This is a genomic window from Streptomyces sp. NPDC051211, from assembly GCF_040689505.1.
Classification (GTDB): Bacteria; Actinomycetota; Actinomycetes; order Streptomycetales; family Streptomycetaceae; genus Streptomyces.
This window is the reverse complement of sequence record NZ_JBFBAV010000002.1, coordinates 269,028-295,043: the sequence shown is the minus strand read 5'-3', so window position 1 is coordinate 295,043 and position 26,016 is coordinate 269,028. Positions and strand designations below refer to the sequence as shown.

Annotated in this window: 25 protein-coding genes and 2 tRNA genes; 16 read left to right on the top strand and 11 right to left on the bottom strand. The window is 71.9% G+C overall.

Translation table 11 applies throughout. The annotated features are described in order from the left end of the window. Positions 1 to 14: 14 nt before the first annotated feature. A complete protein-coding gene (locus AB0447_RS04345; RefSeq protein WP_366475092.1) occupies positions 15 to 1,142 on the bottom strand; it encodes a ThiF family adenylyltransferase in 1,128 nt (375 codons plus the stop codon). 139 nt (positions 1,143 to 1,281) lie between these two features. Here AB0447_RS04345 and AB0447_RS04340 point away from each other — a divergent pair, with 139 nt between their 5' ends. The 4 genes from AB0447_RS04340 to AB0447_RS04325 all read left to right on the top strand — a co-directional run bounded on the left by AB0447_RS04340 (position 1,282) and on the right by AB0447_RS04325 (position 4,885). After that, complete coding sequence (locus tag AB0447_RS04340) at positions 1,282 to 1,821, top strand: M48 family metallopeptidase (RefSeq protein ID WP_366474923.1); 540 nt, start codon at positions 1,282 to 1,284, stop codon at positions 1,819 to 1,821. A 93-nt stretch (positions 1,822 to 1,914) separates the two neighbouring features. Then, positions 1,915 to 3,450, top strand: a complete 1,536-nt coding sequence (locus tag AB0447_RS04335) for a TerD family protein (protein WP_366474922.1) — start codon at positions 1,915 to 1,917, stop codon at positions 3,448 to 3,450. A 7-nt stretch (positions 3,451 to 3,457) separates the two neighbouring features. Continuing rightward, positions 3,458 to 4,135: an AIM24 family protein gene (locus AB0447_RS04330; protein ID WP_366474921.1), complete on the top strand. Its 678-nt coding sequence runs from the start codon at positions 3,458 to 3,460 to the stop codon at positions 4,133 to 4,135. 18 nt (positions 4,136 to 4,153) lie between these two features. Then, positions 4,154 to 4,885 (top strand): AIM24 family protein, encoded by a 732-nt coding sequence (locus AB0447_RS04325; RefSeq protein WP_366474920.1) that lies wholly within the window; start codon positions 4,154 to 4,156, stop codon positions 4,883 to 4,885. A gap of 105 nt (positions 4,886 to 4,990) precedes the next feature. Here AB0447_RS04325 and AB0447_RS04320 read toward each other — a convergent pair whose 3' ends face one another. Both AB0447_RS04320 and AB0447_RS04315 read right to left on the bottom strand, forming a co-directional pair. After that, entirely contained in the window at positions 4,991 to 5,515 is a 525-nt protein-coding gene (locus AB0447_RS04320; RefSeq protein WP_366474919.1) for an NUDIX hydrolase, read from the bottom strand. Continuing rightward, positions 5,512 to 6,918 carry a zinc-dependent metalloprotease gene (locus tag AB0447_RS04315; RefSeq protein ID WP_366474918.1) on the bottom strand — a complete coding sequence of 469 codons (1,407 nt, stop codon included), beginning with the start codon at positions 6,916 to 6,918 and terminating at the stop codon, positions 5,512 to 5,514. The genes AB0447_RS04320 and AB0447_RS04315 overlap by 4 nt, the downstream gene beginning before the upstream one ends. 192 nt (positions 6,919 to 7,110) lie before the next feature. Between AB0447_RS04315 and AB0447_RS04310 the strand changes: the two genes are divergently transcribed. The 4 genes from AB0447_RS04310 to AB0447_RS04295 all read left to right on the top strand — a co-directional run bounded on the left by AB0447_RS04310 (position 7,111) and on the right by AB0447_RS04295 (position 10,619). Continuing rightward, positions 7,111 to 8,274, top strand: a complete 1,164-nt coding sequence (locus AB0447_RS04310; RefSeq protein ID WP_366474917.1) for an NAD-dependent epimerase/dehydratase family protein — start codon at positions 7,111 to 7,113, stop codon at positions 8,272 to 8,274. A gap of 419 nt (positions 8,275 to 8,693) precedes the next feature. Further along, entirely contained in the window at positions 8,694 to 9,155 is a 462-nt protein-coding gene (locus AB0447_RS04305) for a molybdenum cofactor biosynthesis protein MoaE (RefSeq protein WP_366474916.1), read from the top strand. A 105-nt stretch (positions 9,156 to 9,260) separates the two neighbouring features. After that, positions 9,261 to 9,455: a hypothetical protein gene (locus AB0447_RS04300; RefSeq protein WP_366474915.1), complete on the top strand. Its 195-nt coding sequence runs from the start codon at positions 9,261 to 9,263 to the stop codon at positions 9,453 to 9,455. Positions 9,456 to 9,530: 75 nt separating this feature from the next. Next, positions 9,531 to 10,619 carry a PDZ domain-containing protein gene (locus AB0447_RS04295; protein ID WP_366474914.1) on the top strand — a complete coding sequence of 363 codons (1,089 nt, stop codon included), beginning with the start codon at positions 9,531 to 9,533 and terminating at the stop codon, positions 10,617 to 10,619. A gap of 18 nt (positions 10,620 to 10,637) precedes the next feature. Here AB0447_RS04295 and AB0447_RS04290 read toward each other — a convergent pair whose 3' ends face one another. Further along, complete coding sequence (locus tag AB0447_RS04290) at positions 10,638 to 11,204, bottom strand: PPA1309 family protein (protein WP_366474913.1); 567 nt, start codon at positions 11,202 to 11,204, stop codon at positions 10,638 to 10,640. A 105-nt stretch (positions 11,205 to 11,309) separates the two neighbouring features. Between AB0447_RS04290 and AB0447_RS04285 the strand changes: the two genes are divergently transcribed. The 4 genes from AB0447_RS04285 (at position 11,310) to AB0447_RS04270 (ending at position 16,532) form a co-directional block, all read left to right on the top strand. Then, a complete protein-coding gene (locus tag AB0447_RS04285; protein WP_366475091.1) occupies positions 11,310 to 14,207 on the top strand; it encodes a UPF0182 family protein in 2,898 nt (965 codons plus the stop codon). Positions 14,208 to 14,273: 66 nt separating this feature from the next. Beyond that, positions 14,274 to 14,347: transfer RNA gene (locus tag AB0447_RS04280), tRNA-Met, on the top strand. Positions 14,348 to 14,530: 183 nt separating this feature from the next. After that, positions 14,531 to 16,399, top strand: a complete 1,869-nt coding sequence (locus tag AB0447_RS04275; protein ID WP_366474912.1) for a tetratricopeptide repeat protein — start codon at positions 14,531 to 14,533, stop codon at positions 16,397 to 16,399. A 59-nt stretch (positions 16,400 to 16,458) separates the two neighbouring features. Continuing rightward, a tRNA-Met gene (locus AB0447_RS04270) sits at positions 16,459 to 16,532 on the top strand. Positions 16,533 to 16,648: 116 nt separating this feature from the next. Here the strand turns inward: AB0447_RS04270 and AB0447_RS04265 are convergent. After that, positions 16,649 to 17,065 (bottom strand): Fur family transcriptional regulator, encoded by a 417-nt coding sequence (locus AB0447_RS04265; protein ID WP_366474911.1) that lies wholly within the window; start codon positions 17,063 to 17,065, stop codon positions 16,649 to 16,651. Between the two features lie 162 nt (positions 17,066 to 17,227). Here AB0447_RS04265 and AB0447_RS04260 point away from each other — a divergent pair, with 162 nt between their 5' ends. Then, a complete protein-coding gene (locus AB0447_RS04260; protein WP_366474910.1) occupies positions 17,228 to 18,679 on the top strand; it encodes a catalase in 1,452 nt (483 codons plus the stop codon). A gap of 79 nt (positions 18,680 to 18,758) precedes the next feature. On the opposite strand, the gene AB0447_RS04255 is transcribed toward AB0447_RS04260, so the two are convergent. Both AB0447_RS04255 and hisN read right to left on the bottom strand, forming a co-directional pair. Beyond that, positions 18,759 to 19,154 carry a CBS domain-containing protein gene (locus AB0447_RS04255; RefSeq protein ID WP_366474909.1) on the bottom strand — a complete coding sequence of 132 codons (396 nt, stop codon included), beginning with the start codon at positions 19,152 to 19,154 and terminating at the stop codon, positions 18,759 to 18,761. A 157-nt stretch (positions 19,155 to 19,311) separates the two neighbouring features. After that, positions 19,312 to 20,115: a histidinol-phosphatase gene (gene hisN / locus AB0447_RS04250; protein WP_366474908.1), complete on the bottom strand. Its 804-nt coding sequence runs from the start codon at positions 20,113 to 20,115 to the stop codon at positions 19,312 to 19,314. Between the two features lie 113 nt (positions 20,116 to 20,228). Here hisN and AB0447_RS04245 point away from each other — a divergent pair, with 113 nt between their 5' ends. Continuing rightward, positions 20,229 to 20,732, top strand: coding sequence for a TetR/AcrR family transcriptional regulator (locus AB0447_RS04245; RefSeq protein WP_366474907.1), 504 nt, complete (start codon positions 20,229 to 20,231; stop codon positions 20,730 to 20,732). A 14-nt stretch (positions 20,733 to 20,746) separates the two neighbouring features. Here the strand turns inward: AB0447_RS04245 and AB0447_RS04240 are convergent, their stop codons facing one another. The 4 genes from AB0447_RS04240 to AB0447_RS04225 all read right to left on the bottom strand — a co-directional run bounded on the left by AB0447_RS04240 (position 20,747) and on the right by AB0447_RS04225 (position 24,365). Next, entirely contained in the window at positions 20,747 to 21,070 is a 324-nt protein-coding gene (locus tag AB0447_RS04240; RefSeq protein WP_366474906.1) for a multidrug efflux SMR transporter, read from the bottom strand. Positions 21,071 to 21,218: 148 nt separating this feature from the next. Next, the gene (gene rsgA, locus AB0447_RS04235; RefSeq protein ID WP_366474905.1) at positions 21,219 to 22,229 is read right to left on the bottom strand and encodes a ribosome small subunit-dependent GTPase A; all 1,011 of its coding nucleotides are present in this window, start codon (positions 22,227 to 22,229) and stop codon (positions 21,219 to 21,221) included. A gap of 4 nt (positions 22,230 to 22,233) precedes the next feature. Further along, positions 22,234 to 23,577 carry a 3-phosphoshikimate 1-carboxyvinyltransferase gene (gene aroA / locus AB0447_RS04230; protein ID WP_366474904.1) on the bottom strand — a complete coding sequence of 448 codons (1,344 nt, stop codon included), beginning with the start codon at positions 23,575 to 23,577 and terminating at the stop codon, positions 22,234 to 22,236. A gap of 74 nt (positions 23,578 to 23,651) precedes the next feature. Next, the gene (locus AB0447_RS04225; protein WP_366474903.1) at positions 23,652 to 24,365 is read right to left on the bottom strand and encodes a M50 family metallopeptidase; all 714 of its coding nucleotides are present in this window, start codon (positions 24,363 to 24,365) and stop codon (positions 23,652 to 23,654) included. A 53-nt stretch (positions 24,366 to 24,418) separates the two neighbouring features. On the opposite strand from AB0447_RS04225, the gene AB0447_RS04220 reads away from it, so the two are divergent. Together AB0447_RS04220 and AB0447_RS04215 are read left to right on the top strand one after the other, a co-directional pair. Further along, on the top strand, positions 24,419 to 25,237 hold the full coding sequence (locus tag AB0447_RS04220) for an SOS response-associated peptidase (RefSeq protein WP_366474902.1): 819 nt from the start codon (positions 24,419 to 24,421) through the stop codon (positions 25,235 to 25,237). Continuing rightward, the gene (locus AB0447_RS04215; protein WP_366474901.1) at positions 25,237 to 25,968 is read left to right on the top strand and encodes an alpha/beta family hydrolase; all 732 of its coding nucleotides are present in this window, start codon (positions 25,237 to 25,239) and stop codon (positions 25,966 to 25,968) included. The genes AB0447_RS04220 and AB0447_RS04215 overlap by 1 nt, the downstream gene beginning before the upstream one ends. Positions 25,969 to 26,016: the final 48 nt, after the last annotated feature.

The following is a 26,016-nucleotide window of genomic DNA, read 5'->3' as shown; positions in this document are numbered from 1 at the left end:
GCCGCGAGCGGCGGTCACCCGGCCATTGTGTCCTGTGGCTCCCGAGCACCGGACGAGTCCCCCCGCCGGGCCCTCGCCGCACCGCAGCCGCACTCCGGATGCGGGGTCAGCTCCGTCTCCTCCCAGTGGAGTCCGGGCAGTGCCGCCTCCCAGCGGGCGCCGGTGGAAGCGGGGAGTTCCCCGTCGAGGAACGCCAGCGCATGCGCGGCCGCCAGCCCCGCCACCGCCATGGCCAGCCCCAGGTCGCAGGCCGGCACGGCCCGCCGCCGGTGGGCCGAACGCCACTGCACCAGCAGCCGCGGCCAGGCCGGGTCCCGGCCGATCCGGTCCCGCTCCATACAGCCCGCGCACGCCGTCCCGCCCGGCAGCACCAGCGGCCCCACCACCCCGGTCGCCTCCAGCACCCCCGCGTACAGATGCGGCGTGCCCGTCGCGATCCAGTCGGCGGCGAGGTCCGGATCCGGTGCCCAGCACTGCAGTCCGTCCCGCGGTGCGACCACCACCAGCGAAGGCCCCGGCACGATACCCGGCCGCCCCGCTGCTCTCGGCGGTCTTTCCGCGGCAGCCCCGCGGACCATCGCCGCCGCGGCCTCCGCCCGCAGCCGGCCCACGCTCTCCGGGCCCAGCCCGCCCGGCCCCAGGTCCCCGGCCTCCACCCGGCCCCCGTCCAGCACCTCGACCCGGCCCACCCCGGCCGCCGCGAGCACCGCCGCGACCGCCGCCCCGACCCGGCCGGCCCCGCGCACCTGGACTCGTATCGCCCGCCGCGCCGCATACCCCTCCTGGGCTCCGGCCGGCCCCGGACGCACCACGGACAACGAGCCCAGATCGGGCCCCAGCCGCTCCGGTGCCTCCCGGCGCAGCGCCTGAGCCCCCGGATCGCCGGCCGCGGCATCGTCGATCAGCCCGGCTGCCGCCAGCCGCCGCACCAGCTCGTCCGCCCGGCCCTCGGGCATCCCCATCGCCCTCGCCTCGGTCCGCAGCCGATCCATGCCGCGGGTCCCGTCGATCCGGTCGATCAGCGACCCCGTCGCCGTGTCCACCGGCCCGAGCAACACCGCATGCGCGGGAGTCACCCCGAACTGCACGGTCTGCAGGTCCCGCCAGGCCCGCGCCAGCACGGGCTTCACCTTCGGATACATCATCATTCCCCCTCGATCTCCTCCGTACCGGGAGAATGCCCGCTCCGGAAAACGGGCGTCGCCGCTCGTCCACAACCCCCACCTATTCGTCATACGAGATGACGGGACTTCGGTCATGGCCAGCGGGTACCGTCATGGCGTGTCCGCCGATCCACCGCACCGCGCCGTCGAAGTCCGCCGGAGCGCGCGCCGCCGCAGGACCGTATCCGCCTACCGCGAGGGTGACCGTACGGTCGTGCTCATCCCTGCCCGGATGTCCGAGGCCGAGGAGCAGCGCTGGATCGGTGTGATGCTGGACAAGCTGGCCGCCCAGGAGAGCCGCCGGACCCTGGGGGACACGGAACTCACCGAGCGGGCCGGGCGTTTGTCCGAACAGTACTTCGGGGGCCGGGCCCGCCCCCGCTCGGTGCGCTGGGTCACCAACCAGAACACCCGCTGGGGCTCCTGCACCCCGGCCGAGGGCAGCATCCGGCTGTCCCACCGGCTCCAGGGCATGCCGGAGTACGTGGTCGACTACGTGCTGCTGCACGAGCTGGCCCACCTGCTGGTGCCGGGCCACGGCCCGCGCTTCTGGGAACTGCTCGAGGCGTACCCGCGGACCGAGCGGGCCCGCGGCTATCTGGAGGGCGTGGTCGCCGCCGAGCGGCTGCCGAAGGTGCCCGCCGCCCGCCAGGAGTGACTGCCGGTCATCCACAGGGCTTGGCCGGATGTGAGCAGGTGCGGATAGCCTGACGGCACGCATTCACTTTCGGATGGGGGACGGTCGTAGCGCATGGCCAGGGAATTCCAACGCGGCCACAAGGCCAAGATCAGTGATCTGACGCCGGGGACGGATCTGTACGTAGGGGTGCAGATCTCCGCCCCCGGGCTGACGTTCGACATCAGCTGCTTCGGGCTCGATGCGAACGAACAGCTTTCCGACGACCGGTACTTCATCTTCTACAACCAGCCGAAGTCGCCCGAGGAGTCGATCCAGCAGCTCGGAGCGCAGTCCGGCGACACCGAGTCGTTCCGGGTGACGCTGGACCGGATCCCGGAGGCCATCCACAAGCTGTCCTTCACCGCGACCGTCGACGGCGACGGGACCATGTCCCAGGTCGGCCCCGGGTACATCCGGATCGTCGCGGGCGGCGAAGAAGTGGTCCGGTATGCCTTCACGGGTGCCGAGTTCAGCACCGAGCGGGCAGTCATGCTCGGCGACTTCTACCTCAAGGACGTCTGGCGGTTCGCCGCCGTCGGCCAGGGGTTCGACGGCGGACTGGACGCCCTGCTGAGGAACTTCGGCGGCGAGGTCGCCGAGGAGCAGGCGCCCGCCCCTGCGCCGCAGCCTGCCGCGCCGCCGGCCACCGTCCCGGGTTTCGCACCCCCGCCGGCCGCCGCCCAGCCGCCCGTCACGGCCCAAGCCCCGGCCCCCGCCCCGGCCCCGGTCCCCGCACCGGCGCCAGCTCCTGACTTCGGGACCCCGGCCCCGCAGACCGCGTCCTTCGGCTCGCCGCCGCCCTTCGGCGCCGTCCCCGCGCAGGCCGCCCCGGCTCCGCAGGCCCCGCCCGCCGCCACCGCCCCGCCCTTCGGGGCCGTACCGCCGCCCGGCGCCCCCGTGGCCCCGCCGTTCGGTGCCGCCCAGGCCCTCGCCCCGGTCCCCCCGGAGGCCGGCCTGCGCGTGGTCCTCACCAAGTACGCCGAAGTGGCCGTCGGCGACCGCTGGACCGAGCAGAACCCCCAGCAGGTCCGCATCACCCTCACCAAGAACCAGCCCATCCTCGCCAGGCAGGGCAGCATGGTCGCCTACCAGGGCGACATCGACTTCGCCCACAAGGGCTCCGGCCTGCTCGGCAAACTCACCGGCCAGCTCACCGGACAGGGCATGTCCCTCATGCGCTGCTCCGGCGACGGCGAGGTCTTCCTCGCCGACGAGGCCAGCCGGCTCTTCGTCATCCGCCTCGAAGGCACCGACCAGCTCTACACCAGCGCCCAGGGCGTCCTCGCCTTCGACGAGTCGCTGTCCACCGAGGTCCGCCGCATCGAAGGCGCCGGCCTGCCCGGCGGCGGTCTGTTCTCCATGCTCTTCTCCGGCACCGGAGCGGTCGTCGTCAAGACCCGGGGCACCCCGGTGGTCCTCCCCGTCGGCCCCGCCACCTACGTCGACGGCAACGCCGTCATCGCCTGGTCGGCCGGCGCCCAGGCCGTCACCACCACCGCCCTGCGGCTGCGCCGCTCCGGCTACGCCAGCCGCACCGGGGAGGCCGTGAACCTCCAGTTCCGCGGAGCCCCCGGCAACTTCGTCGTCGTACAGCCCTTCGAGGTGTGAGGCAGCAATGGACACCCAGACACTCGGAGCCCACCGCGTCGCCGAAACCGGCGTCCGGATGGCCGTCCACAACGCCAAGACCCTCAAGGTCGCCATGGTCACCGGCCAGGACCTGATCGCCAAGGCCGGGTCGATGATCGCCTACGACGGATACGTGCAGTTCCACGCGGCCCCCGCGAGCCTGCGCCGGTCCGCCGAGGAAATGGTCACCGGCGAGGGCGGCAAGCTGATGCTCTGCCAGGGCGACGGCGACCTGTTCCTCGCCGACTACGGCGCCGACGTCCTCGTCGTGCACCTCGCCGACGAGGCCCTCTCCGTCAACGGCGCCACCCTGCTGGCCTGCGACGCCACCCTCCAGCTGGCCATCGAGCCGGTCAAGGGCCTGGCCAAGCTCTCCGGCTCCGGCCTCACCAACCTCGTCATCCGGGGCACCGGCTGGGTCGCCCTGGTCAGCCGCGGCATCCCCACCGTCCTCGACTGCGCCGAGCGCGAGACCTACGTCGACCCCGACGCGCTGATCGGCTGGACCACCGGCCTCGACCTCAAGGCGAAGCGCACCGTCAAGGCGAGCGCCCTGATCGGCCGCGGCAGCGGCGAGGCCCTCCAGATCGGCTTCAAGGGCCAGGGCTTCGTGATCGTCCAGCCCAGCGAGGACACCGGCGACCGTTTCAAGATCCGGGGCTGAGAGGAGCACCGAGCCACCATGCACAGCACACTCTTCGCGCACGTCCCGGTCCCGTCCACCGGGCGCTACACCCTGCAGAACTCCCAACTGCTCAAGGCAGACGTCACCCAGGGCAGCGGCTCCGTCCTCGCCCGCCAGGGCGCGATGGTCGCCTTCGAGGGCCAGATCGACTTCCAGAGCCAGTACCGGAACAACAGCTGGCGCAATGTCCGGCAGATGACCGGCGAGGGCCTGGAACTCATGAAGTGCAAGGGCACCGGCCAGGTCTACCTGGCCAACTTCGCCCAGCACATCCACGTCATGGAGGTCGGCCGCGGCATCACCGTCGACAGCAAGTCCGTCCTCGCCTTCGACTCCACCCTCGGCGTCGGCATCGTCGCCATCGACAGCGCCGTCGAGATCGCCTCGGCCGGCGCCTACAACCTGGAGCTGAGCGGCAGCGGCCAGGTCGCCCTGCTCACCTCCGGTGAACCGCTCGTCCTCGAGGTCGCCCCCGGCAAGAACGTGTGCGCGGACGCCGACGCCGTCATCGCCTGGTCCACTTCGCTGCGCACCCAGCTTCAGGCCCCGACCTCCAGCTCCGGGGTCTGGCGCCGCCGCGGCGCCAGCGGCGAGGGCTGGGAGATGCAGTTCCAGGGCCAGGGCCACGTCCTGGTCCAGCCCAGCGAGCTGCTGCCGCCCACCCACCTGAGGGGCGGCGTGCTCGGCTTCGGCATGCGGGGCAATTCGCTCGGCGGCAGCCGCGCGTAGCCCCAGCCCAGGCGATCTTCTCGTGCACGCGAAGGGCGGTCCGGCAGCACTCTGCCGGACCGCCCTTCACCTTTCACGGTCCTACGCGGAACCGCGCCCCGCAGGTCACAACCGGGCGCGGGTCGCCTCCACCAGGCGGACCACCGACTCGTCGGCCACCGCCGCCACCTCCTCGTACGCGAACCAGCGCAGGTCCAGGGACTCCCCGCTGATCGCGGCCACCGCCTCGGCCGGGGCCAGCGCCGCGTACTGCACGTCCAGGTGCCAGTTGCAGGGGGCGGGGATCGGATGCCGGTCCAGCCGGACCGGGCCGCCCGGAAGCAGGGCCAGTCCGGACTCGATCCCCGACTCCTCCCGGGCCTCGCGCAGCGCCGCCTCCGCCAGCGTGGCGTCACCCGGCTCGCAGTGCCCGCCCATCTGCAGCCACATGCCCAGCTTCCTGTGCAGGGTCAGCAGCACCCTGCCCCGGGACGGGTCGATCACCAGCGCACTGGCGGTGACGTGCCCCGCCTGGCAAGGCTTGTAGACCCCGTCCGGGTGGGCCGCCAGGTGCTCCAGGTAGACATCGCGCAGCTCGGTCTGGCCCTCGTACGCCTTCAGGACCAGGACCGCGTCGTCGTACAGGCTCACTTCTTGTCTTCGCCGTCCTCGTCGCGCATTTCCGCGGCCTCGCCGAGCATCTTGTCGATCTCCGAGAAGTCGAGGTGCTCGCGGTGCACGAAACCGTCCGGGTCGTCCAGGTCGGAAGCGGTCGGCAGCATGTCCGGGTGCTCCCACAGCCCGTCCCGGCCGTCCACACCGCGCGCATCCGTCAGCGAGGCCCACAGCCGCGAGGCGTCCCGCAGCCGGCGCGGACGCAGCTCCAGGCCGATCAGCGTGGCAAAGGTCTGCTCCGCCGGACCGCCCGAGGCGCGCCGCCGGCGCAGGGTCTCGCGCAGCGCGTCCGCCGAGGTCAGCCGGGGCTTGGCGGCCTCGTGGACCACCGCGTCCACCCAGCCCTCGACCAGCGCGAGCGCCGTCTCCAGCCGGGCCAGCGCGGCCTTCTGCTCCGGGGTGTCCTGCGGCTGGAACATGCCGCCCTGCAGGGCTTCCTGCAGCTGCTCCGGGTTGGTCGGGTCGAGCTGGCCGACCACGTCCTCCAGCTTCGAGGTGTCCACCTTGATCCCGCGGGCGTAGCCCTCGACCGCACCGAACAGGTGCGAGCGCAGCCACGGCACATGCGCGAAGAGGCGGGCGTGCGCTGCCTCGCGCAGCGCCAGGTACAGCCGGACCTCGTCGGACGGCACGCCCAGGTCCTTGCCGAAGGCCTCGATGTTCAGCGGCAGCAGCGCGGCCTTGCCGGCCGGGCCCAGCGGCAGGCCGACATCGGTCGAGCCGACGACCTCGCCCGCGAGCACGCCGACGGCCTGCCCGATCTGCTGGCCGAACATGGCCCCGCCCATGGAGCGCATCATGCCCAGCAGCGGGCCCGCCATGGCCTGCATCTCCTCGGGCAGCACCTGGCCCATGGCCGCGCCCACCCGCTCGGCGACCGGGTCGACGAGCTCCTTCCACACCGGCAGGGTGGCCTCGACCCACTCGGCGCGGCTCCACGCCACCGCCGTACCGGCGCCGGAGGGCAGCGAGGTCACGCCGTCCAGCCACAGGTCGGCCAGCCGCACCGCTTCCTCGACGGCCGCCTTCTCGGCGACGCCGACGCTGGCGTCCTTGACGCCGTCGGCGGTGCCCTGCGCCACGGTCTGGCGGGCGACGTCCTTGGCCATGTCCCAGTTCACCGGCCCGCCCTCGTAGCTGAGCATCTGCCCGAGCTGCTGGAACGCGGCACCGAGATCATTCGGGTTCATGGAACCGAACATCGCGGCGAACGGGTTGTCCGCACCACCGGGCATACCGGCCCCGCCGAACCCGAACGGATTCGCCGGACCCCCCTGGCCGCCACCGCTCTGGCCGCCCTGATTGCCCTTCTTGCTGCCCTCGTCGCCGTTCTCCGGCTCCTCCGGCGGAAGGCCGAATCCGAATGGGGTGTCACTCACGGGTTTCCTCGGCTCGTAGGGCCGCCGGCTCTGGCCGGCGGGCAATGGTCCGACAACACCACCAGCGTAGACACCACCACCCGCTTCCGGGCTCGGTGCTCCGCCGGCTCCTGGGCTGCGGCAGGATGGACGTCACCTGGTAGGTACGCGTCAGGACGCGTGCCTACTGAAGACAACCGCTGGAGACGCCCGGTGAGTTCCCCAGATCCGCAGGTTCGAGAGCCGCACGACAGCGAAAACCGGCCCGAACGGGCCGAGGCCGCCGAGTCCTCCGACGGCGTTCGCCGGCCGCGAAACCCGGCCGTGCGCGGCCCCGTCGTGGCCGTGACCGGCGCCGCCGGCGGGGTCGGCGCGGCACTGGTGGCCCGGCTCGAGGCCTCCGACGAGGTCAAACAGGTCGTGGCGATCGACGAGCGGCGCGGCGAGTCCACCGCCGCGCAGTGGCACGTCCTGGACGTACGGGACCCGGCGATCGCCGACAAGCTGCGCGGCGCCGACGTGGTGGTCCACCTCGCGCTGGACCTGGATCTGGAGACGGATTCGGCGGCCCGCACCGCGTACAACGTACGCGGGACCCAGACCGTGCTGACGGCCGCCGCGGCGGCCGGGGTGCGGCGGGTGGTGCTGTGCACCTCGGCGATGGTCTACGGCGCCCTGCCCGACAACGACATCCCGCTGTCCGAGGACTCCGAGCTGCGGGCCACCGCGGAGGCCACCGGCGTCGGCGACCTGCTGGAGATCGAGCGGCTCGGCCGGCGGGCGCCGCGCGCCCACCCCGGGCTGAACGTGACCGTGGTCCGGCCGGCCGTCCTGGTCGGCGGCACCGACACGGCGCTGACCCGGTACTTCGAGTCGCCGCGGCTGCTGGTGGTCGCGGGGTCGCGGCCCACCTGGCAGTTCTGCCACGTGGACGACCTGGTGTCGGCGCTGGAGTACGCGGCGCTGGAGAAGGTCGAGGGCGAGCTGGCGGTCGGCTGCGAGGGGTGGCTGGAGCAGGAGGAGGTCGAGGAGCTGAGCGGGATCCGGCGCATGGAGCTGCCGTCGGCGGTCGCGCTGGGCGCGGCAGCCCGGCTGCACCGGATCGGGCTGACCCCCTCCCCGGCCGGGGACCTGGCGTACACCATGCATCCGTGGGTGGTGAGCGTCAGCCGGCTGCACGCGGCGGGGTGGCGGCCGCGCTGGACCAACGAGGAGGTGCTGGCGGAGCTGCTGCAGGAGGTGGCGGGGCGGCACACCGTGGCGGGGCGTCGGCTGGGGCGGAAGGACGCGACGGCGGCGGGGGCTGCGGGGGCGACGGTGGCGCTGTTGGGTGCGGCGGCGGTGGTGCGGCGGGCTCGGCGGAGGCGCGGGCTCTGACCTTCGGTCCCGTACGTCGGCCCGGCGGCCCGGCGGCCCGGCCTGCCCGGCCCGGCTCCGGCCGGCCCGGAGGTCCGCTCGGGCCGGCCGGGGGTGCGAGGCGGCCGGGCCCGCGGGGTGCCGGGCCGCTGCGCGGAGCCTTTCCCCTCCCCGCCCCTTCCCGAACCGGGGCTCCGCCCCAGACCCCGCGCCTCAAACGCCGGCGGGGCTGGAAAGACCCGGGGCTTCGCCCCGGACCCCGCGCCTCAAACGCCGGCGGGGCTGGAAAGACCCGGGGCTCCGCCCCGGACCCCGCGCGTCAAACGCCGCGGGGCTGGATGGGTACTGCCCGGCGGTCTGTAGGAGGCTCCCAAAAGGTGGGGGGTGGGACGGGTGATTCGGGGATTCCTTCGGGTCAGGGGGTAGGGCACGATGAAGGCATGGCACCGCACTTCGACCACCCCGGCGAGCAGGCCGCTTCGGACCCGATCCGGCTGCTCGAGATCCGTGACACCCCGCTCTCGATCGACGAGGTCTTCCGGGCCGTCGGCGACGATTCCACGGGCGGTACGACGCTCTTCGTCGGCACGGTGCGCAACCACGACGGCGGGGCGGACGTCGACGCGCTCGGCTACTCCTGCCACCCGACGGCCGAGGCGGAGATGCGCCGCGTGGCCGAGCGGGTCGTGGCCAAGTACCCCGTCCGCGCCCTGGCCGCCGTACACCGCATCGGCGACCTCTCCGTCGGCGATCTCGCGGTCGTCGTGGCGGTCTCCTGCCCGCACCGCGGGGAGGCCTTCGAGGCCTGCCGCATGCTGATCGACGACCTCAAGCACGAGGTCCCGATCTGGAAGCACCAGACCTTCTCGGACGGCACCGAAGAGTGGGTCGGAGCCTGCTGAAAACACCCGTTCGGGCGCACAACACGCCCTCGATTTGCGTAACCCCCCTCCGGGCACGAGCGTTGTGGACACCAACAGCTCGTACTCGGGGTAGGGAGGCACGCAATGGCGTCGCTGGCGTGGTTGCTGATTCCGCTTTTTGCCGCAATAGGTGCTGCCGTATGGGGCGGCTGGGCAGCCCGTGACCGCACCGCCGGTGACATATCCGAGCTTGCGGGCTATGCACGCTTCCGCGAGGCCATGGACGGGCCCGACCGGGACGGCAGCCCCGCCGCTCACTCCGGTTCCGACCGCGTCTGACCGCAGGGCCAGCACCGGCCCCGGACGGACCGGCCCCGGGGGCCGTCCGCCAGGCGCTTCCCGTACTGTCGTTCCATGCCACGCCGCACCGCGACGATGCTCGCCTCCACGCTCATGCTGTTCGCGCTGCTCTGCGCAGGGGTGTTCATCAAGGTCCCGTACTCGGAGATGAGCCCGGGCCCGACGTACAACACACTCGGTGAAGCCCGCGGAGAGGCCGTTCTCCAGATCTCGGGTCGCAAGACATACCCCACCAGCGGGCATCTCAACATGACGACCGTCCGGGTCACCGGCGCGGAGTACGACATGAACCTGCTGGAGGCGGTCTACGGCTGGATCGCCAAGGACAACATCGTGGTCCCGCACGAGAACCTCTACCCGAACGGCAAGACGGACGAGGAATCCACGCAGGAGAACGCCGAGGAATTCAGCCAGTCGCAGGAGAGCGCGAAGGTCGCCGCCCTCAAGCAGCTCGGCATCCCGGTCACGGCGCGCGTCGCCGTCTTCTCCGTGGTCAAGGGCAGCCCGGCGGAGGGCAGGCTGCACGCCGGTGATGTGATCAAGGCGGTGGACGGCACCCCGGTGAAGGCCCCCGGAGACGTCGCCAAGCTGGTCACGAAGCACAAGGCCGGCGAGAAGGTCGAATTCACGGTCGTCCCGGCCAAGGAGGCGGCCGCCGCCGAAAAGGCCGGCAAGGAGCCCGAGAGCGAGGAGAAGGTGCTCCTCACCACCGCCAAGGCCGAAGGGGACGGGCACGCCATCGTCGGCATCCGGGCGGAGACCGACCACACCTTCCCGTTCCCCATCGACATCAAGCTCACCGACGTCGGCGGCCCGAGCGCCGGCCTCATGTTCGCCCTCGGCATCGTCGACAAGCTCACCCCGGAGAACCTCACCGGCGGAAAATTCGTCGCGGGCACCGGCACCATCGACGACGAGGGCAAGGTCGGCCCGATCGGCGGCATCCAGATGAAGACCATCGGGGCCCGGGAGGCCGGCGCCCGGTACTTCCTGACGCCGGCCGACAACTGCGCCTCCGCGGCCAGGAACATCCCCGACGGCCTCACCCTGGTCAAGGTGGACACCATCGCCGACGCCGCCAAGTCGCTGGAGAAGATCAGCAAGGGGGACACGGCCGCCCTCCCGCAGTGCACCGTCAACTGACGGTGCCGGGCGCGAGCGCTAGGAGAAGGTCGCGGCCAGGGCCTCGGCCAGCCCGGGGACCAGCCCGGCCCCGGTGAGCACCTCGCTCGCCGAGTCCTTCTCCCGCAGCCGTACGGCCGACTCGCGCGAGCCGTCCCGCAGCACCGCCACGGTGAGCCGCACCTCTTGCCGCTCCGGGTGCCCGGCGACCCACTTGGCCAGCTCCTTCTCGCTGAGGCCGGTCGGTACGGCGGCCTCCGCGGACGGCGGCAGCATCAGCCGCTCCACGGTCAGCGCGCAGCCCACGACGGCGTCCGGCCAGGCGACGGTGCCGAGGAACTTGTCGAGCGGGGTGCCGGCCGGCAGCTCGTCCTGTTCGATCGGGGTGTACTGCGTCTTGCCCGCGTCGTCCTGGTCCAGACCCAGCTGGGTGGCCAGCCGCGGCTCCTGCTTGCGCAGCTTGGCGGTGTCGACGAGGGCGAAGAGACGGGCGGGCTGGTCCCAGCCGAGACCGGCGGCGTACTCGTCGATTTCGAGGCAGGCACGGGTCAGGGGGCTGGCCGCCATGGGAGTGCCGGAGGAGGAAAGGTTGGACATGGGCAACATCCTGCCTCCTTTCGACCGGATACCGGGAACTGACTAAAGCCTCAGTAAGTTGCATGAGTGGGCTCTACGATCGGGGGCCCCGACAAGACACACAGCGACTTCGAGGTGCGCACCTTGGCTTTCCAGATGCCGGACCGCGGCGGAGGCCCCTCCGGGCCACGGATCAGAGTCGGCCGCCCGTCCCGGCGGGCCCGCACTCTCCTCATGACCCTGGGCGTGCTGGCCGTCCTGGTCATGCTCTTCATCATGTTCGCGGGCTTCTGGACCGACTGGCTCTGGTTCCGCTCGGTCAATTACTCGACGGTCTTCACGACCACGCTGTGGACCAAGATCGGCCTGTTCGGCGTCTTCGGCCTGCTGATGGCCGGCGCGGTCGGGTTCAACATCTGGCTGGCCCACCGGCTGCGGCCGCCGCTGGCCGCCATGTCGATGGAGCAGCAGAGCCTCGACCGGTACCGGATGAGCATCGCCCCGTACAAGCAGTGGCTGCTGCTCGGCATCTCCGTGCTGGTCGGACTGATCGCCGGGGCCTCCGCGGCCGGCCAGTGGAAGACCTGGCTGATGTGGGTCAACGGGGTGCCCTTCGGGCAGAAGGACCCCCAGTTCAACCTGGACGTGTCCTTCTACGCGTTCAACCTGCCCTGGTACCGCTTCCTGCTCGGCTTCGGCTTCGCGGCCATCGTGCTCTCGCTGATCGCCGCCGCCGTCGTGCACTACCTGTACGGCGGCCTGCGGGTGACCAGCCCGGGCGCCCGCGCCACCGCCGCGGCCACCGGGCACCTGTCGGTGCTCCTCGGCCTCTTCGTCACGCTCAAGGCCATCGCGTACTGGCTGGACCGGTACGGCCTCGCCGTGAAGTCCAGCGACTTCAAGGCCTCGGACAACTGGACCGGCCTGCGGTACGTCGACGCCAACGCCTACCTGCCGGCCAAGACCATCCTCTTCTGCATCGCCGCGATCTGCGCCGCGCTGTTCTTCGCGACGCTGTGGCGCCGCACCTGGCAGCTGCCGGTCATCGGCTTCGGCCTGATGGTGCTCTCGGCCATCCTGATCGGCGGGCTGTACCCGGCGATCGTGCAGAAGTTCCAGGTCCAGCCGAACGAGCAGGCGAAGGAATCGCCGTACGTCGAGAAGAACATCAAGGCGACGCGTGACGCCTACGGCATCGACAAGACCGATGTGACGGACTACGCGGGCGTGCCGGACCCCAAGGCGGACAAGAACCAGCTCCGCCAGGACGCGAACACCACCGCCAGCGTCCGGCTGCTCGACCCGAACATCGTCTCCCCGGCCTTCCAGCAGCTCCAGCAGAACAAGGGCTACTACGGCTTCCCGTCGACGCTGGCCGTCGACCGGTACAAGGGCCAGGACACGGTCATCGGTCTGCGCGAGCTCAACCTCGCGGGCATCCCGAAGAACAACTGGATCAACGACCACTTCCGCTACACGCACGGCTTCGGCGTGGTCGCGGCCAAGGGCACCGAGGTCGCCTCCGGCGGCACGCCGGTGTTCACGGAGTCCGGTCTGCCGTCCTCGGGCGACCTCGGGAAGTACGAGCAGCGGATCTACTACGGCGAGCAGACCAAGCAGTACTCCATCGTCGGCGGCCCGCAGAAGGAGCTCGACTACGCCGACGACAAGGGCGAGAAGGAGACCACCTACCAGGGCGACAGCGGTGTCAGCCTCGGCAACCCGCTCAACCGGGCCGCCTACGCCCTCGCCTTCAGCGAGCCGCAGATCCTCTACTCGGGCGCGATCGGCGAGGGTTCGCGGATCCTGTACAACCGGACGCCCAAGGAGCGGGTCGAGGCGGTCGCCCCCTGGCTGACGATCGACGGCGCCGCCTACCCGGCGGTGATCAACGGCCGGATCCAGTGGATCGTGGACGCCTACACCACCAGCAACGGCTACCCCTATGCCTCCCGTACGACGCTCGGGGACACCACGGCGGACTCGCTGACCAACTCCCAGCGCGCGGTCGTCGCGCAGGAGAACCAGGTCAACTACATCCGGAACTCGGTGAAGGCCACCGTCGACGCCTACGACGGCACGGTGAAGCTGTACCAGTGGGACAGCCAGGACCCGGTGCTCAGGACGTGGATGAAGGCGTTCCCCGGCACGGTCAAGGCCAAGAAGGACATCCCGCAGGCATTGATGGAGCACCTGCGCTACCCGCAGGACCTCTTCAAGGTCCAGCGCGAGCTCCTGACCCGCTACCACGTGACCGACCCGCAGACCTTCCTCAGCGGCAGCGAGGTGTGGTCGGTGCCGGACGACCCGACCAACAAGGAGGGGAACGCGGTGCCGCCGTACTACCTCTCCCTGAAGATGCCGGGCCAGAAGGATCCGAACCAGGTCTTCTCGCTCACCACGACGTTCACGCCGAACGGGCGCGACAACCTGAGCGGCTTCATGTCGGTCAACGCCGATCCGGGCACGCCCGACTACGGCAAGATCAGAGTGCTGAAGCTGCCCACCGCCAACCCGGTCGACGGACCGAAGCTGGTGCAGGCCAGGTTCAACTCCAAGCCGGAGATCGCCACGGAGATCAACATCCTGAGCCGCGGCGACTCCCAGGTGGAGTACGGCAACCTGCTCGCCGTCCCCCTCGACAAGGGCATGCTCTACGTCGAGCCGGTGTACGTCCGCGGTGGCGGCCTCAAGTACCCGCTGCTGAAGAAGGTCCTCGTGACCTACGGCGAGGCGACGGCCTTCGAGGACACCCTGGAGAAGGCGTTGAACGTGGTCTTCGGGGCCCAGGCTCCGACCACGCCCCCGCCGACGACGCCGCCCGGCGACGGCACCACGCAGCCGCCGCCCGCCCAGGACCCCACGGTCAAGCAGGCGCTGGCCGACGCGCAGAAGGCCGTCGACGACGCCGACAAGGCCATGAAGGCCGGCGACTGGGCCGCCTACGGCAAGGCTCAGGACGAGCTGGAGGCCGCGCTGAAGCGGGCGATCGAGGCGGAGGCGAAGCTCCAGGCGCCCAAGCCCGGCGGCTAGCCCGCAGGCCGGGGGACAGCAGGAGGAAAGAACCCGTTCCGCGTCGTGATACTGTGGTTTCACCGACGCGGGGTGGAGCAGCTCGGTAGCTCGCTGGGCTCATAACCCAGAGGTCGCAGGTTCAAATCCTGTCCCCGCTACTGAAAACGAAGGCCCGGATCCTTGGGATCCGGGCCTTCGTCATGTCCTGCCGCTTGTCCGAACGGGTGAGTTGTCGGTGGCGCGTGTTTGACTTGTCACTCTGTGGGCATGTCGACAAAACGCTGAAGTGACCTCACTGGCTGCGACATACCAGGTGTACGCGGGTAGCAGGTGATGCGACGATGGGATTTATGGGGGACAGGTCAACTCTGCTGGAGACAGGGCGGTTTGTGCGGGCGGAGACCGAACAGGGCACGGAAGGCACCGGGGTGGCACAGCCGGCCGCGACCGAGGACACGGAGACCGCACTGACCGATGCGGTGGCCGTGGCCGACGTGTTCGCAGAGGCCGATGCGGAGGCGGTCAGCGATGCCGAGCTGGAAGCCCGGCACCGGGGCCCCGCCGACAAGGGCGACCCGGGCGCCATGAGCGTGCTCGGCGCGCTGCTGCTGCGCCGCGGTGACCTGGACGGTGCCGAGCCCTACCTCCGGGGTGCCACCGCCGAGGGCGACCGCGCCGCCGCCAACAACCTCGGAGTACTCCTGCACCAGCGCGGGTACCCGGAGGAGGCCGCCGGCTGGTGGCGGGTCGCCGCCGTCGCCGGATCCGCCCCCGCCGCGCACGCCCTCGGCCGGCACTACCGCGAGCGCGGGGACGAGCCCGCCGCCGAGTACTGGCTGCGCCAGGCGGCGGAATCCGGCCATGCCCTGGGCGCGTACGGGCTGGCCGACCTGCTGGAGCACCGCGGCGACGCGGGTGCCGAGCGCTGGCTCCGCGCCGCCGCCGAGCAGGGCCACCGGGAGGCCGCCTACCGGCTCGCCCGCATCCTGCGCCTGCGCGAGCCCGCCGAGGCCGAGGCCTGGTACCGGCAGGCCGCCGCGCGCGGACACCGCCGGGCCGCCCTGCACCTGGGCAACCTGCTGGAGGCCCGCGGCGAGCTCAAGGAGGCCGGGCGCTGGTACCTGACCTCCGCCAAGCAGGGCGAGGCCCGGGCGGCCTGCGCCCTGGGCTTCCTGCTGCGCGACGCCGGCGACGAGGACAGCGCGGCCGCCTGGTGGCACCGGGCCGCCCAGGAAGGCGACGGCAACGCCGCCAACGCCCTCGGCGCCCTGCACGCGGCACGCGGCGAGACCCAGACGGCGGAGAAGTGGTACCGGGCCGCCATGGACGCCGGCGACCACAACGGGGCCTACAACCTCGCCCTGCTGTGCGCGGCGCAGGAGCGGACGGCGCAGGCGGAGCAGTTCTACCGCCGGGCCGCCTACGCCGGCCACCGGGAGGCGGCCAACGCGCTGGCCATCCTGCTGCTGCAGGGCGGGGACGCGGCCGGCGCCGAGCCGTGGTTCTCCAAGGCGGCCGAGGCGGGCAGCGTGGACGCGGCCTTCAACCTGGGCATCCTGTTCGCCAGCCGGGACGAGGACCGCACGGCGCTGAAGTGGTACGAGCGGGCTGCCTCGGCCGGGCACACCGATGCCGCCCTCCAGGTCGGCATCGCGCTGGTCCGGGACGGGGAGGAACGGGCCGCCGAGCGCCACCTGCGCTGCGCGGCGGGCGGCGGCAGCGCGGAGGCGGCGTTCCGGCTGGCCTCGCTGCTGGAGTCGCTGGCCCCGCCGCCGGAGCCGCCGGCGCTGGGCGAGCCGGTCGCGGCCGCGCGCAGCGAGAGCGAGGAGTGGTACGAGCGGGCCGCCGAGCAGGGGCACCGGCGCGCCCAGGTGCGGGTCGGGATGCTGGCGGCGGGCCGGGGCGACCTCGGCACGGCCGCCCGCTGGTACCGGGAGGCGGCCGAGGCCGGCTCCCGCAACGGCGCGTTCAACCTCGGCCTGCTGCTGGCCCGGGAGGGTGCCGAGCCGGAGGCCGCCCTGTGGTGGACCCGGGCGGCGGTGGCCGGCCACGGCCGGGCCGCGCTGAGGCTGGGCCTGCTGGCCGCCCGGCACGGGGACCTCGCGGAGGGCCAGAAGTGGTGTGCCCGGGCGATGGAGCTGGGCCCCGCGGAGGTCTCCCAGCGCGCGGCGCGGCTCCGCCAGGCGCTGGCGGAGGAGCTCTCCGCCTGAGCCGTCGGCCAAGCGATTTGCGCTGGTCGGGTGGCTTCACGTAACGTGGGGTTTACCGACGCGGGGTGGAGCAGCTCGGTAGCTCGCTGGGCTCATAACCCAGAGGTCGCAGGTTCAAATCCTGTCCCCGCTACTGAAGACTCAGGGCCCGGATCCAATGGATCCGGGCCCTGAGTCGTATTCCGTGTCGTATCCGTGCAAGAGCGGTGTGGGCCGGGGGGCGGGCGCGGGCCCGAGGGCCCGCGCTTTTCACGCTGCGGCGCAGTTCGGGCAGATGCCCCGGTACGTGACCTCCACGCCCTCGACCGTGAAGCCGAAGCGCTCCGAATCGGGCAGGTCGGCCAGCGGGTTGCCCGCGGGGTGCACGTCGCGGATCGCGCCGCACTGGGCGCAGACCAGGTGCTGGTGGGGCCGGTGGGCGTTGGGGTCGTACCGCTTGGCGCGGCGGTCCGTGGAGACCTCCAGGACCTCGCCCAGGGAGACGAGCTCGCCCAGCGTGTTGTAGACGGTCGCCCGGGAGATCTCCGGCAGCTTGGCCACCGCGCGCGCGTGCACCTCGTCGGCCGTCAGGTGAACGTGGTCACCGTCGAGCACCTCGGCGACGACACGCCGCTGTGCCGTCATGCGCCAGCCGCGTCCGCGGAGTCGTTCCAGCAGGTCACTCATAAGCGCCAGCCTAACAGCGGTGGAATCCCGCTTGGATCTGGGTGTAGATCACGAACCAGTGCGGAGTTGGATGCTTACTTGACTTAGACAAAGTCCATCGTAGGATCGGTTACGGCAAACGCCACGGACAGGACTTGTCGGCAGACGACGCAGGAGACACACGTGACGCAGGGACCGCTCACCACGGAGGCCGGGGCTCCGGTTGCCGACAACCAGAACAGCGAGACCGCGGGCGCCGGCGGTCCGGTCCTGGTCCAGGACCAGCTGCTGCTGGAGAAGCTCGCGCACTTCAACCGCGAGCGCATCCCGGAGCGCGTGGTGCACGCCCGCGGCGCCGGCGCGTACGGCACCTTCACCGTGACCGCGGACGTCACGCGGTACACCCGGGCCAAGTTCCTCTCCGAGGTCGGCAAGCAGACCGAGACCTTCCTGCGCTTCTCCACCGTCGCGGGCAACCTCGGCGCGGCCGACGCGGTGCGCGACCCCCGCGGCTGGGCGCTGAAGTTCTACACCGAAGAGGGCAACTACGACCTCGTCGGCAACAACACCCCGGTGTTCTTCATCAAGGACGCCATCAAGTTCCCGGACTTCATCCACACCCAGAAGCGCGACCCCTACACCGGTTCGCAGGAAGCCGACAACGTGTGGGACTTCTGGGGCCTGAGCCCCGAGTCGACCCACCAGGTGACCTGGCTGTTCGGCGACCGCGGCATCCCGGCGTCCTACCGCCACATGAACGGCTACGGCTCGCACACGTTCCAGTGGAACAACGAGGCCGGCGAGGCCTTCTGGGTCAAGTACCACTTCAAGACCGACCAGGGCATCAAGAACCTCACCCAGGCCGAAGCCAACAAGCTGGCCGGCGAGGACCCCGACTCCCACCAGCGCGACCTGCGCGAGTCCATCGAGCGCGGCGAGTTCCCGACCTGGACCGTGCAGGTCCAGATCATGCCGGCGGCCGAGGCGGCCGAGTACCGCTTCAACCCGTTCGACCTCACCAAGGTGTGGCCGCACGAGGACTACCCCCCGATCGAGATCGGCAAGCTGGAGCTCAATCGGAACCCGGAGAACGTCTTCGCCGAGGTCGAGCAGAGCATCTTCTCCCCGGCGCACTTCGTTCCCGGCATCGGTCCGTCCCCGGACAAGATGCTCCAGGGCCGTCTCTTCGCGTACGGCGACGCCCACCGCTACCGCGTCGGCATCAACGCCGACCACCTGCCGGTGAACCGCCCGCACGCCACCGAGGCGCGCACCAACTCCCGTGACGGCTTCCTGTACGACGGCCGCCACAAGGGCGCGAAGAACTACGAGCCGAACTCCTTCGGCGGCCCCTTCCAGACCGACCGCCCGCTGTGGCAGTCCACCCCGGTCACCGGCGGCACCGGCAACCATGCCGCGCCGATCCACCGGGAGGACAACGACTTCGTCCAGGCGGGCAACCTCTATCGCCTGATGTCCGAGGACGAGAAGTCCCGTCTGATCGAGAACCTGTCCGGCTTCATCGCCAAGGTCTCCCGTGACGACATCGCCGAGCGCGCGATCAACAACTTCCGCCAGGCGGACGGTGACTTCGGCAAGCGGCTGGAGGCCGCGGTCCAGGCCCTGCGCGGCTGACGGATCCGCTTGTCGTAGCAGAGCGGCGGGCCGGAACCCCTCGGGGTTCCGGCCCGCCGCCGTTCTCGGGGCCGGCCCGCTACGCGGCCATCGTGTGGCTGCCGCTGCGGACCCAGCAGCGGATGATGTCGCGGACGGACACGATGCCCACCGGCCCGCCGTGCTCCAGCACGATCAGATGCCGGAAGCCGCCGTTGGCCATCGCCTCGGCGGCTTCCTGAAGGGTGGCGTCAGGGGTGCAGAACACCACGTTGTTCGTGGTGTGCGCCCCGACGGTCTCCCGGTCGGGGTCCTGCCCCGCGCCGATCGAATTGAGGATGTCGCGCTCGGTCAGGATGCCGATGCCGCTGCGGTCGGGATCGAGGACGACCGCCGCCCCGATGCGGCGGCCGGACATGAGTCCGGCGGCCTGCCGGAGGGTGTGGGCGGGGCCGAGGGTGAGGATCACGGTGCTCATGGCGTCACGGACGAGCAAGAGTGCCACCTCCTGGGTGAGACCCCCCGCTTCGGCGGAGCGCTTAGAGAAGGAATTCACAAGCGCACAAGCGGAGGATTCTCAGATTCCCACGCACACCCCGTGCCATCAAGGGGGCACGCTCGGTGAAAAACGCGCGGGCCGGAGCCGCCCCGGCTCAGCCGCGCGGGCGCAGGTACCCGAGCATCTCCTCGTGCAGCTGCCCGTTCGAGGCGGCCGCGTTGCCGCCGTCCACCCCGTCCACCCCGTCCAGGCTGGTGAAACGGCCGCCGGCCTCGGTGACGACCACCGCGATCGCGGCCATGTCCCACAGGTTGAGCTCCGGCTCGGCGCACAGGTCCAGCGAGCCCTCGGCCACCATCATGTACGGCCAGAAGTCGCCGTAGCCGCGGGTCCGCCAGCACGCCCGGGTCAGGTCCAGGAAGCCCGGCAGCCGGCCCTGCTCCTCCCACCCGCTCAGCGAGGAGTAGGCGAACGAGGCGTCGTACATGGCAGCCACCTTGGAGACGCCGATACGGGTCTCCTCGGCCAGGCTGCCGCCGGCGAAGGCGCCGGAACCCTCGGCCGCCCACCAGCGGCGGCCCAGCGCCGGCGCGGACACCACACCGACGACCGGCCGGAACCGGCCGTTCTCGTCCGCCTCCATCAGGGAGATCAGCGTGGCCCAGACCGGCACGCCCCGCACGTAGTTCTTGGTTCCGTCGATCGGGTCGACCACCCAGCGCCGCGCGCCGCTGCCGACGAGCCCGTACTCCTCGCCCAGGATCGCGTCCGCCGGCCGCGCCTCCTCGATCAGCCCCCGGATCACCGCCTCGGTGGCGGTGTCCGCCTCGCTCACCGGGGTCATGTCCGGCTTGGTCTCCACCTTCAGGTCGAGAGCCTTGAAGCGGTCCATGGTGACCGCGTCGGCGGCGTCGGCGAGGGCGTGGGCGAGGCGCAGATCATCGTCATACTCGGGCATGGCCGAACAGTATCGGCACCCTTGCGACCGGACCACACAGGCTCTCTTGACACGGTCTGCGGGTCCGTCAACTCTGGCGGGAAGGCCGGGTTCCGGAGCCAGCGGGAGGCGAGATGCCGGCAGCGCGGGAGTCCTTGCTGGAGGCGGCCGGAGCGGCACTGGCGGCACGGCCGTGGCCCGCCGTCCGGATGGTCGACGTGGCGGCCGCCGCCGGGGTGTCCCGGCAGACCCTCTACAACGAGTTCGGCGACAAGGAGGGCCTCGGCCGCGCCCTGGTCCGGCGGGAGGCCGACCGGTACCTCGACGGCGTCGACCGGGCCCTGGCCGCCCCCGCGGACCCGGCCGAACGCCTCCTGGCACTCGCCGACTGGATCGTCCGCTCGGCCCGCGCCCACCCCCTGCTGCGCGCCCTGCTGACCGGCTGTTGGGGACCGGGGCTGCCGACGCCGGGCCCGCCGCCCGGCCCCACGGACCTCGCCCGCGCGGTGTGCGAGCGCGCGTCGGCGGCGACGGCCCCGGGCGGGACCTCGCCGCAGCGGTGCGAGCTGGTCGTGCGGCTGGCCCTGTCGTACGTCCTCGTCCCCGCGGACGGGCTGCGCGAGCTGATCGGGACGTAGGAGGTGTGCCGCCGTCAGTGGGACGAGCCGGAGAGCTGGAGGCCGATCACCCCGATGATCACCAGCGAAATCGAGACGATCTTCAGGGTGGAGACCAGGTCGCCCAGGAAGACCATCCCGTAGATGGCCGTCCCGGCCGCGCCGATGCCCGTCCACACCGCGTACGCGGGGCCGACGTCCAGCTTCTTCAGTGCCAGGGTGAGCAGGCCGAAGCTGCCGAGCGCGAAGCACGCGAAGGCGATCGTCGGCCACAGCCGGGTGAACCCGTGGGACAGCTTCAGACAGACCGCGAAACCGGTCTCCAGGATTCCCGCGACCACGACCAGCAGCCACGCCATGTCGAATGCCTCCCCGCGTCACGTGACACGGTTTCGGCCTAGGCCTCGCGCCACTTGGTGCGATTATGCATTTACCAGACACGGCGTCCGGCAAACGTCCGGCCGGGCAGGCCGGGTGGGCCGGGAAGCCACGAAGGCCGGGCGGCCGTCAGTCGCCCTCGCGGCGCTCCCGCGTCGCCAGCAGCCGCCGCAGCGAGTACAGCCGGGCCGGATCCGCATGGCCCTCCGCCGCCCAGTCGTCCAGCGCGCAGTCCGGCTCGTCGTGACTGCACGCCCGCGGGCAGCCCTCCGTACCCTCCACCAGGTCGGGGAAGGCCAGGATCACCCGCGACGGGTCCACGTGGTGCAGGCCGAAGGAGCGCACGCCCGGCGTGTCGATGACCCAGCCCTCCATCCCGGGCAGCGGCAGCGCCAGAGCCGAGGTGGTGGTGTGCCGGCCGCGCCCGGTGACCGCATTGACCACCCCGGTGGCCCGCTTGCGGTCAGGCGCCACCAGGGAGTTCACCAGCGTGGTCTTGCCGACCCCCGAGTGGCCGACGAACGCGGTGATCCGGCCCTCCAGGCGCTCGCGGACCTTGTCGGCCGCATCGCCCGTCGCCAGCTCCTCGCGGTTGGTCACCACGTAGTTCACGCCGAGCGTCGAGTAGATCTCCAGGATCTTGTCCGCGGAGGTCAGATCGGACTTGGTGAGGACCAGCAGCGGTTCCAGCCCCGCGTCGTACGCCGCCACCAGGCAGCGGTCGATCATCCGCGGCCGCGGCTCCGGATCGGCCAGCGCCGTCACGATCGCCAGCTGGTCGGCATTGGCCACGACCACCCGCTCGTACGGATCGTCGTCGTCGGCGGTGCGCCGCAGGACGGACTTGCGCTCCTCGATCCGCACGATCCGGGCCAGGGTGTCCTTCTTGCCGGAGAGGTCGCCGACGATCCAGACCCGGTCGCCGACCACCGCCGCCTTGCGGCCCAGCTCCCTGGACTTCATCGCGTGGACCGTGCGGTCGCCGACCAGGCAGGTCAGCCGCCCGCGGTCGACCGTGAGGACGAAGCCCTCGGAGGCGTCCTCGTGCTTCGGCCGGATGTTCGTCCGGGGCCGGTTGCCCTTCGGGTTGGGGCGGGACCGGATGTCGTCCTCGTCGGTGTGCTTGCCGTACCGGCGCATCGCGCTACTCTCCAGCTCCCGAGAGCATGTCCGTCCACATCCTGGGGAAGTCCGGAAGGGTCTTCGCGGTGGTCGCCACGTTCTCGATCTGCACACCTTCCACCGCCAGGCCGATCACCGCACCCGCAGTGGCCATCCGGTGGTCGTCGTAGGTGTGGAAGATCCCGCCGTGCAGGCGGCGCGGACGGATGTGCAGACCGTCCGCCGTCTCGGTGACGTCGCCACCGAGCTCATTGATCTCCTTGGTCAGGGCAGCCAGCCGGTCCGTCTCGTGCAGCCGCAGGTGCTGCACCCCGCGCAGGGTGGACGGGGAGTCGGCCAGCGCGGCCACCGCCGCGATCCCCGGGGTCAGCTCGCCGACCTCGCCCAGGTCCACGTCGATGCCGTGGATCCGGCCGGTACCGGTGAAGACCAGGCCCGCATCCGTCAACTCGCAGGAACCGCCCATCTCGGTGAAGATCTCCCGCAGCGCGTCACCGGGCTGGGTGGTCCGGCGCGGCCAGTCCGGGATGGTGACCGTACCGCCGGTGATCATCGCGGCGGCCAGGAACGGCTGCGCGTTGGACAGGTCCGGCTCGACCACCATGTCGCGGCCCAGCAGCGCGCCCGGCGCCACCCGCCACACGTTCTTCTCGCCGCCCGCCTCCGGGGTGTCCACCTGGGCGCCCGCGGCGCGCAGCATCTCCACCGTCATCCGGATGTGCGGCAGCGAGGGCAGGTTGCTGCCCACGTGCCGGACCTCGACGCCCTGGTTGAACCGCGGGGCGGAGAGCAGCAGCGCGGAGACGAACTGCGAGGAGTTGGTGGCGTCGATCTCGACCGTGCCGCCCTCCAGCGCCCCGCCGCCGTGCACGGTCATGGGCAGCGCGCCCCGGCCGTCGTCGTCGATCCGGGCCCCGAGGGTGCGCAGCGCGGTGATGACCTGGCCCAGCGGCCGCTCGTACGACCGGGGGTCGCCGTCGAAGCGGATGTCGCCCGCCGCGAGGGTGGCGACCGGCGGCAGGAAGCGCATCACGGTGCCGGCGTTGCCGACGTCCACGGTGGCCGGGCCGTGCAGCGCGGCCGGGATGACCCGCCAGGCCTCGCCGCTCTCCCCGGTGGCGCCCGCCGAGCTGGAGGACACGGTCTCCTCGATGCCCACGCCCAGGGCGCGCAGCGCGTCCGACATCAGCTGGGAGTCGCGCGAGCGCAGCGGGCGGCGGACCCAGCCCGGCTCGGAGGCGAGTGCGGCGAGCACCAGCGCCCGGTTGGTCACCGACTTGGACCCCGGCACGGTGACGGTGGCACGGACGGCTCCGTCCGCGAGCGGGGCGGGCCAGAGGGCGGGAGGCGCGGGGGTCTCGGTCATGGCCCTCACTTTAGTTGTTCGGGGCGGACCCTCTCGCGCTGCCCGACCCTGTTGTCCGAGCCCGGCCGGTCCGCTCAGAGGCCCAGCAGCCAGCGGCCGCCGCCGATCAGCGAGCACAGCGAGACGGCGTGGAAGAGGAACAGCCACAGGGCGGCCGGCACGTTCGTGAGCCGGGACAGCTGGTCTGCGTCGGAATCGGGTGCCCCCGCGTGCCGCCGCTTGGCCTGCAGCTCGAACACCGGCCGGACCCCGCCCAGCAGCAGGAACCACACCACCCCGTACGCGAACCCCGCCTGCACCTCGGTCCCGGCCAGCCAGGACACCAGCAGGAACGCCCCGCCGGCCAGCACCACGGTCAGGGCCCCGTACGCGTTCCGGATCATCGCCAGCATGGCCAGCAGGAGGGCGGTCGCCGCCCACAGCAGGAGGGTGATCCGGTGCGCCGACAGCAGCCAGGCCCCGCCCAGGCCCAGCAGGGAGGGCGCGGTGTAGCCGGCGGCCGCCGTGAGGATCATCCCGATCCCGGTCGGCCGGCCCCGGCTCACCGTCAGCCCGCTGGTGTCCGAATGGAGCCGGATCCCGTCCAGCCGGCGGCCGGTCAGTATCGCCACCAGCCCGTGTCCGCCCTCGTGCGCGATGGTGATCGCGTTCCGGGAGAGCCGCCACGGGCCGCGCGGCAGTACGACGGCCAGCGCGGCCGCCGCGGTCACCAGCACCAGCCACTGCGCGGGTGCCTCCTGCAGGCCGGTGAGCCGGTCCCACAGGCTTCCCGCGGTTGATATGTCCATGGGGTGGCGGGCTCCTTGCGGTGGTGGTCGAGTGCCATGGCAGTGTGGCAGCCATGTGCGGACGCTATGCATCCAGTCGTAGGCCCGAGGACCTGGTGGAACTCTTCGGGGTCGAGAAGTGGGAGCCGGAGGAGACCCTGGCCCCCGACTACAACGTGGCCCCGACCAAGCAGGTCCACGTCGTACTCGACCGTCCCCTCAAAGACGCGCCGGATCCCCGTCCGGTTCGCCAGCTGCGGGTCCTCAAGTGGGGGCTGGTCCCGTCCTGGGCCAAGAACCCCGACGGCGCGGCCCGGATGATCAACGCCCGGTCCGAGACCCTGCACGAGAAGCCCTCCTTCCGCCGGCCCTTCGCGCAGCGCCGCTGCCTCATCCCCGCCGACGGCTACTACGAGTGGGTCACCGGCGGCGAGGAGCGGCAGCTGGAGGTCGAGGGGAAGAAGAAGCGGCCCCGCAAGCAGCCCTACTTCGTGCTGCCCGCCGACGGCTCGGTCTTCGCCATGGCCGGGATCTACGAGTTCTGGCGCGACCGCACCCTGCCCGACGACCACCCGCTGTCCTGGTGGGTGACCTGCTCGGTGATCACCACCGATGCCGAGGCCGGCCCGCTCGCCGTGGCCCCCGCCGAGGGCCCCGGCTCGCTCGCCGACATCCACCCCCGGATGCCGCTGATGCTCACCCCGGACCGCTGGGACCCCTGGCTGAACCCGGCCGACACCGACGTCGACGGCTCCCTGCGCAAGCTGCTGGAGCCGCCGCCGGGCGGACTGATGCGGGCCTACCCGGTGTCCACCGCCGTCAGCAACGTCCGCAACAACGGACCGGAGCTGCTGACGGAGCTGGAGGCACCCGAAGAGGGCACCCTGTTCTGATGAGCACGCGAACCGGGAACACCGGACACACCGGGCACACCCAGACCACCGGAACTCCCCGGACCACCGAGACCGTCGGCACCCCGGCGGGCGAGGCCCGCATCACCTGGCACCCCGCACCCGGGGCCCGCCTGGTGCTCGCCGTCAGCCACGGGGCCGGCGGCGGCATCGAGGCCCGCGACCTGCAGGCGCTGGCCGCCGCCCTGCCCGCCCGGGGGGTCACCGTCGCCCTGGTGGAGCAGCCCTGGCGGGTGGCCGGCAAGAAGGTCGCCGCCGCCCCCAAGGTGCTGGACGAGGGCTGGCTGGGACTCTGGCCCGCCCTCACCCGGCCGGGACTGCCGGTGGTGGCCGGCGGCCGCAGCGCCGGTGCCCGGGTGGCCTGCCGGACCGCCGCCGGGCTGGGCGCGGCCGGGGTACTGGCCCTGGCGTTCCCGCTGCACCCGCCGGGCAAGCCGGAGAAGTCCCGGGCCGAGGAGCTCACCGGAGCCGTCGACGCCGGGGTGCCGGTCCTGGTGGTGCAGGGTGGCCGGGACCCCTTCGGCCGCCCCGAGGAGTTCCCCGAGGGCCCGTACGACCTGGTCGAGGTGGCCGCCGGGGATCACGGGCTGGCTGTGCCCAAGCGGGCCGAGCAGACCCAGGAGCAGGCCCTCGCCCAGGTCACCGGGGCGGTGGGGGACTGGCTGGACCGGCTTCCGGCGCCCGGCGGCCGCCCGGATGCCGCCCGGACCTGACACATTCCGGCCCCCGGATTCCGCCGGGGGCTGACGGAACAGGGCATT

Excerpts from the sequence above, each read along its gene's own strand:
- AB0447_RS04225 (WP_366474903.1), bottom strand. The coding sequence starts at position 24,365 with ATGGACATATCAACCGCGGGAAGCCTGTGGGACCGGCTCACCGGCCTG.
- AB0447_RS04305 (WP_366474916.1), top strand. The coding sequence starts at position 8,694 with ATGGCACCGCACTTCGACCACCCCGGCGAGCAGGCCGCTTCGGACCCG.
- AB0447_RS04335 (WP_366474922.1), top strand. The coding sequence starts at position 1,915 with ATGGCCAGGGAATTCCAACGCGGCCACAAGGCCAAGATCAGTGATCTG.
- hisN (WP_366474908.1), bottom strand. The coding sequence starts at position 20,115 with ATGCCCGAGTATGACGATGATCTGCGCCTCGCCCACGCCCTCGCCGAC.
- AB0447_RS04220 (WP_366474902.1), top strand. The coding sequence starts at position 24,419 with ATGTGCGGACGCTATGCATCCAGTCGTAGGCCCGAGGACCTGGTGGAA.
- AB0447_RS04215 (WP_366474901.1), top strand. The coding sequence starts at position 25,237 with ATGAGCACGCGAACCGGGAACACCGGACACACCGGGCACACCCAGACC.
- AB0447_RS04295 (WP_366474914.1), top strand. The coding sequence starts at position 9,531 with ATGCCACGCCGCACCGCGACGATGCTCGCCTCCACGCTCATGCTGTTC.
- AB0447_RS04275 (WP_366474912.1), top strand. The coding sequence starts at position 14,531 with ATGGGATTTATGGGGGACAGGTCAACTCTGCTGGAGACAGGGCGGTTT.
- AB0447_RS04300 (WP_366474915.1), top strand. The coding sequence starts at position 9,261 with ATGGCGTCGCTGGCGTGGTTGCTGATTCCGCTTTTTGCCGCAATAGGT.
- AB0447_RS04345 (WP_366475092.1), bottom strand. The coding sequence starts at position 1,142 with ATGTATCCGAAGGTGAAGCCCGTGCTGGCGCGGGCCTGGCGGGACCTG.
- AB0447_RS04240 (WP_366474906.1), bottom strand. The coding sequence starts at position 21,070 with ATGGCGTGGCTGCTGGTCGTGGTCGCGGGAATCCTGGAGACCGGTTTC.
- rsgA (WP_366474905.1), bottom strand. The coding sequence starts at position 22,229 with ATGCGCCGGTACGGCAAGCACACCGACGAGGACGACATCCGGTCCCGC.
- AB0447_RS04330 (WP_366474921.1), top strand. The coding sequence starts at position 3,458 with ATGGACACCCAGACACTCGGAGCCCACCGCGTCGCCGAAACCGGCGTC.
- AB0447_RS04325 (WP_366474920.1), top strand. The coding sequence starts at position 4,154 with ATGCACAGCACACTCTTCGCGCACGTCCCGGTCCCGTCCACCGGGCGC.
- aroA (WP_366474904.1), bottom strand. The coding sequence starts at position 23,577 with ATGACCGAGACCCCCGCGCCTCCCGCCCTCTGGCCCGCCCCGCTCGCG.
- AB0447_RS04265 (WP_366474911.1), bottom strand. The coding sequence starts at position 17,065 with ATGAGTGACCTGCTGGAACGACTCCGCGGACGCGGCTGGCGCATGACG.
- AB0447_RS04245 (WP_366474907.1), top strand. The coding sequence starts at position 20,229 with ATGCCGGCAGCGCGGGAGTCCTTGCTGGAGGCGGCCGGAGCGGCACTG.
- AB0447_RS04290 (WP_366474913.1), bottom strand. The coding sequence starts at position 11,204 with ATGTTGCCCATGTCCAACCTTTCCTCCTCCGGCACTCCCATGGCGGCC.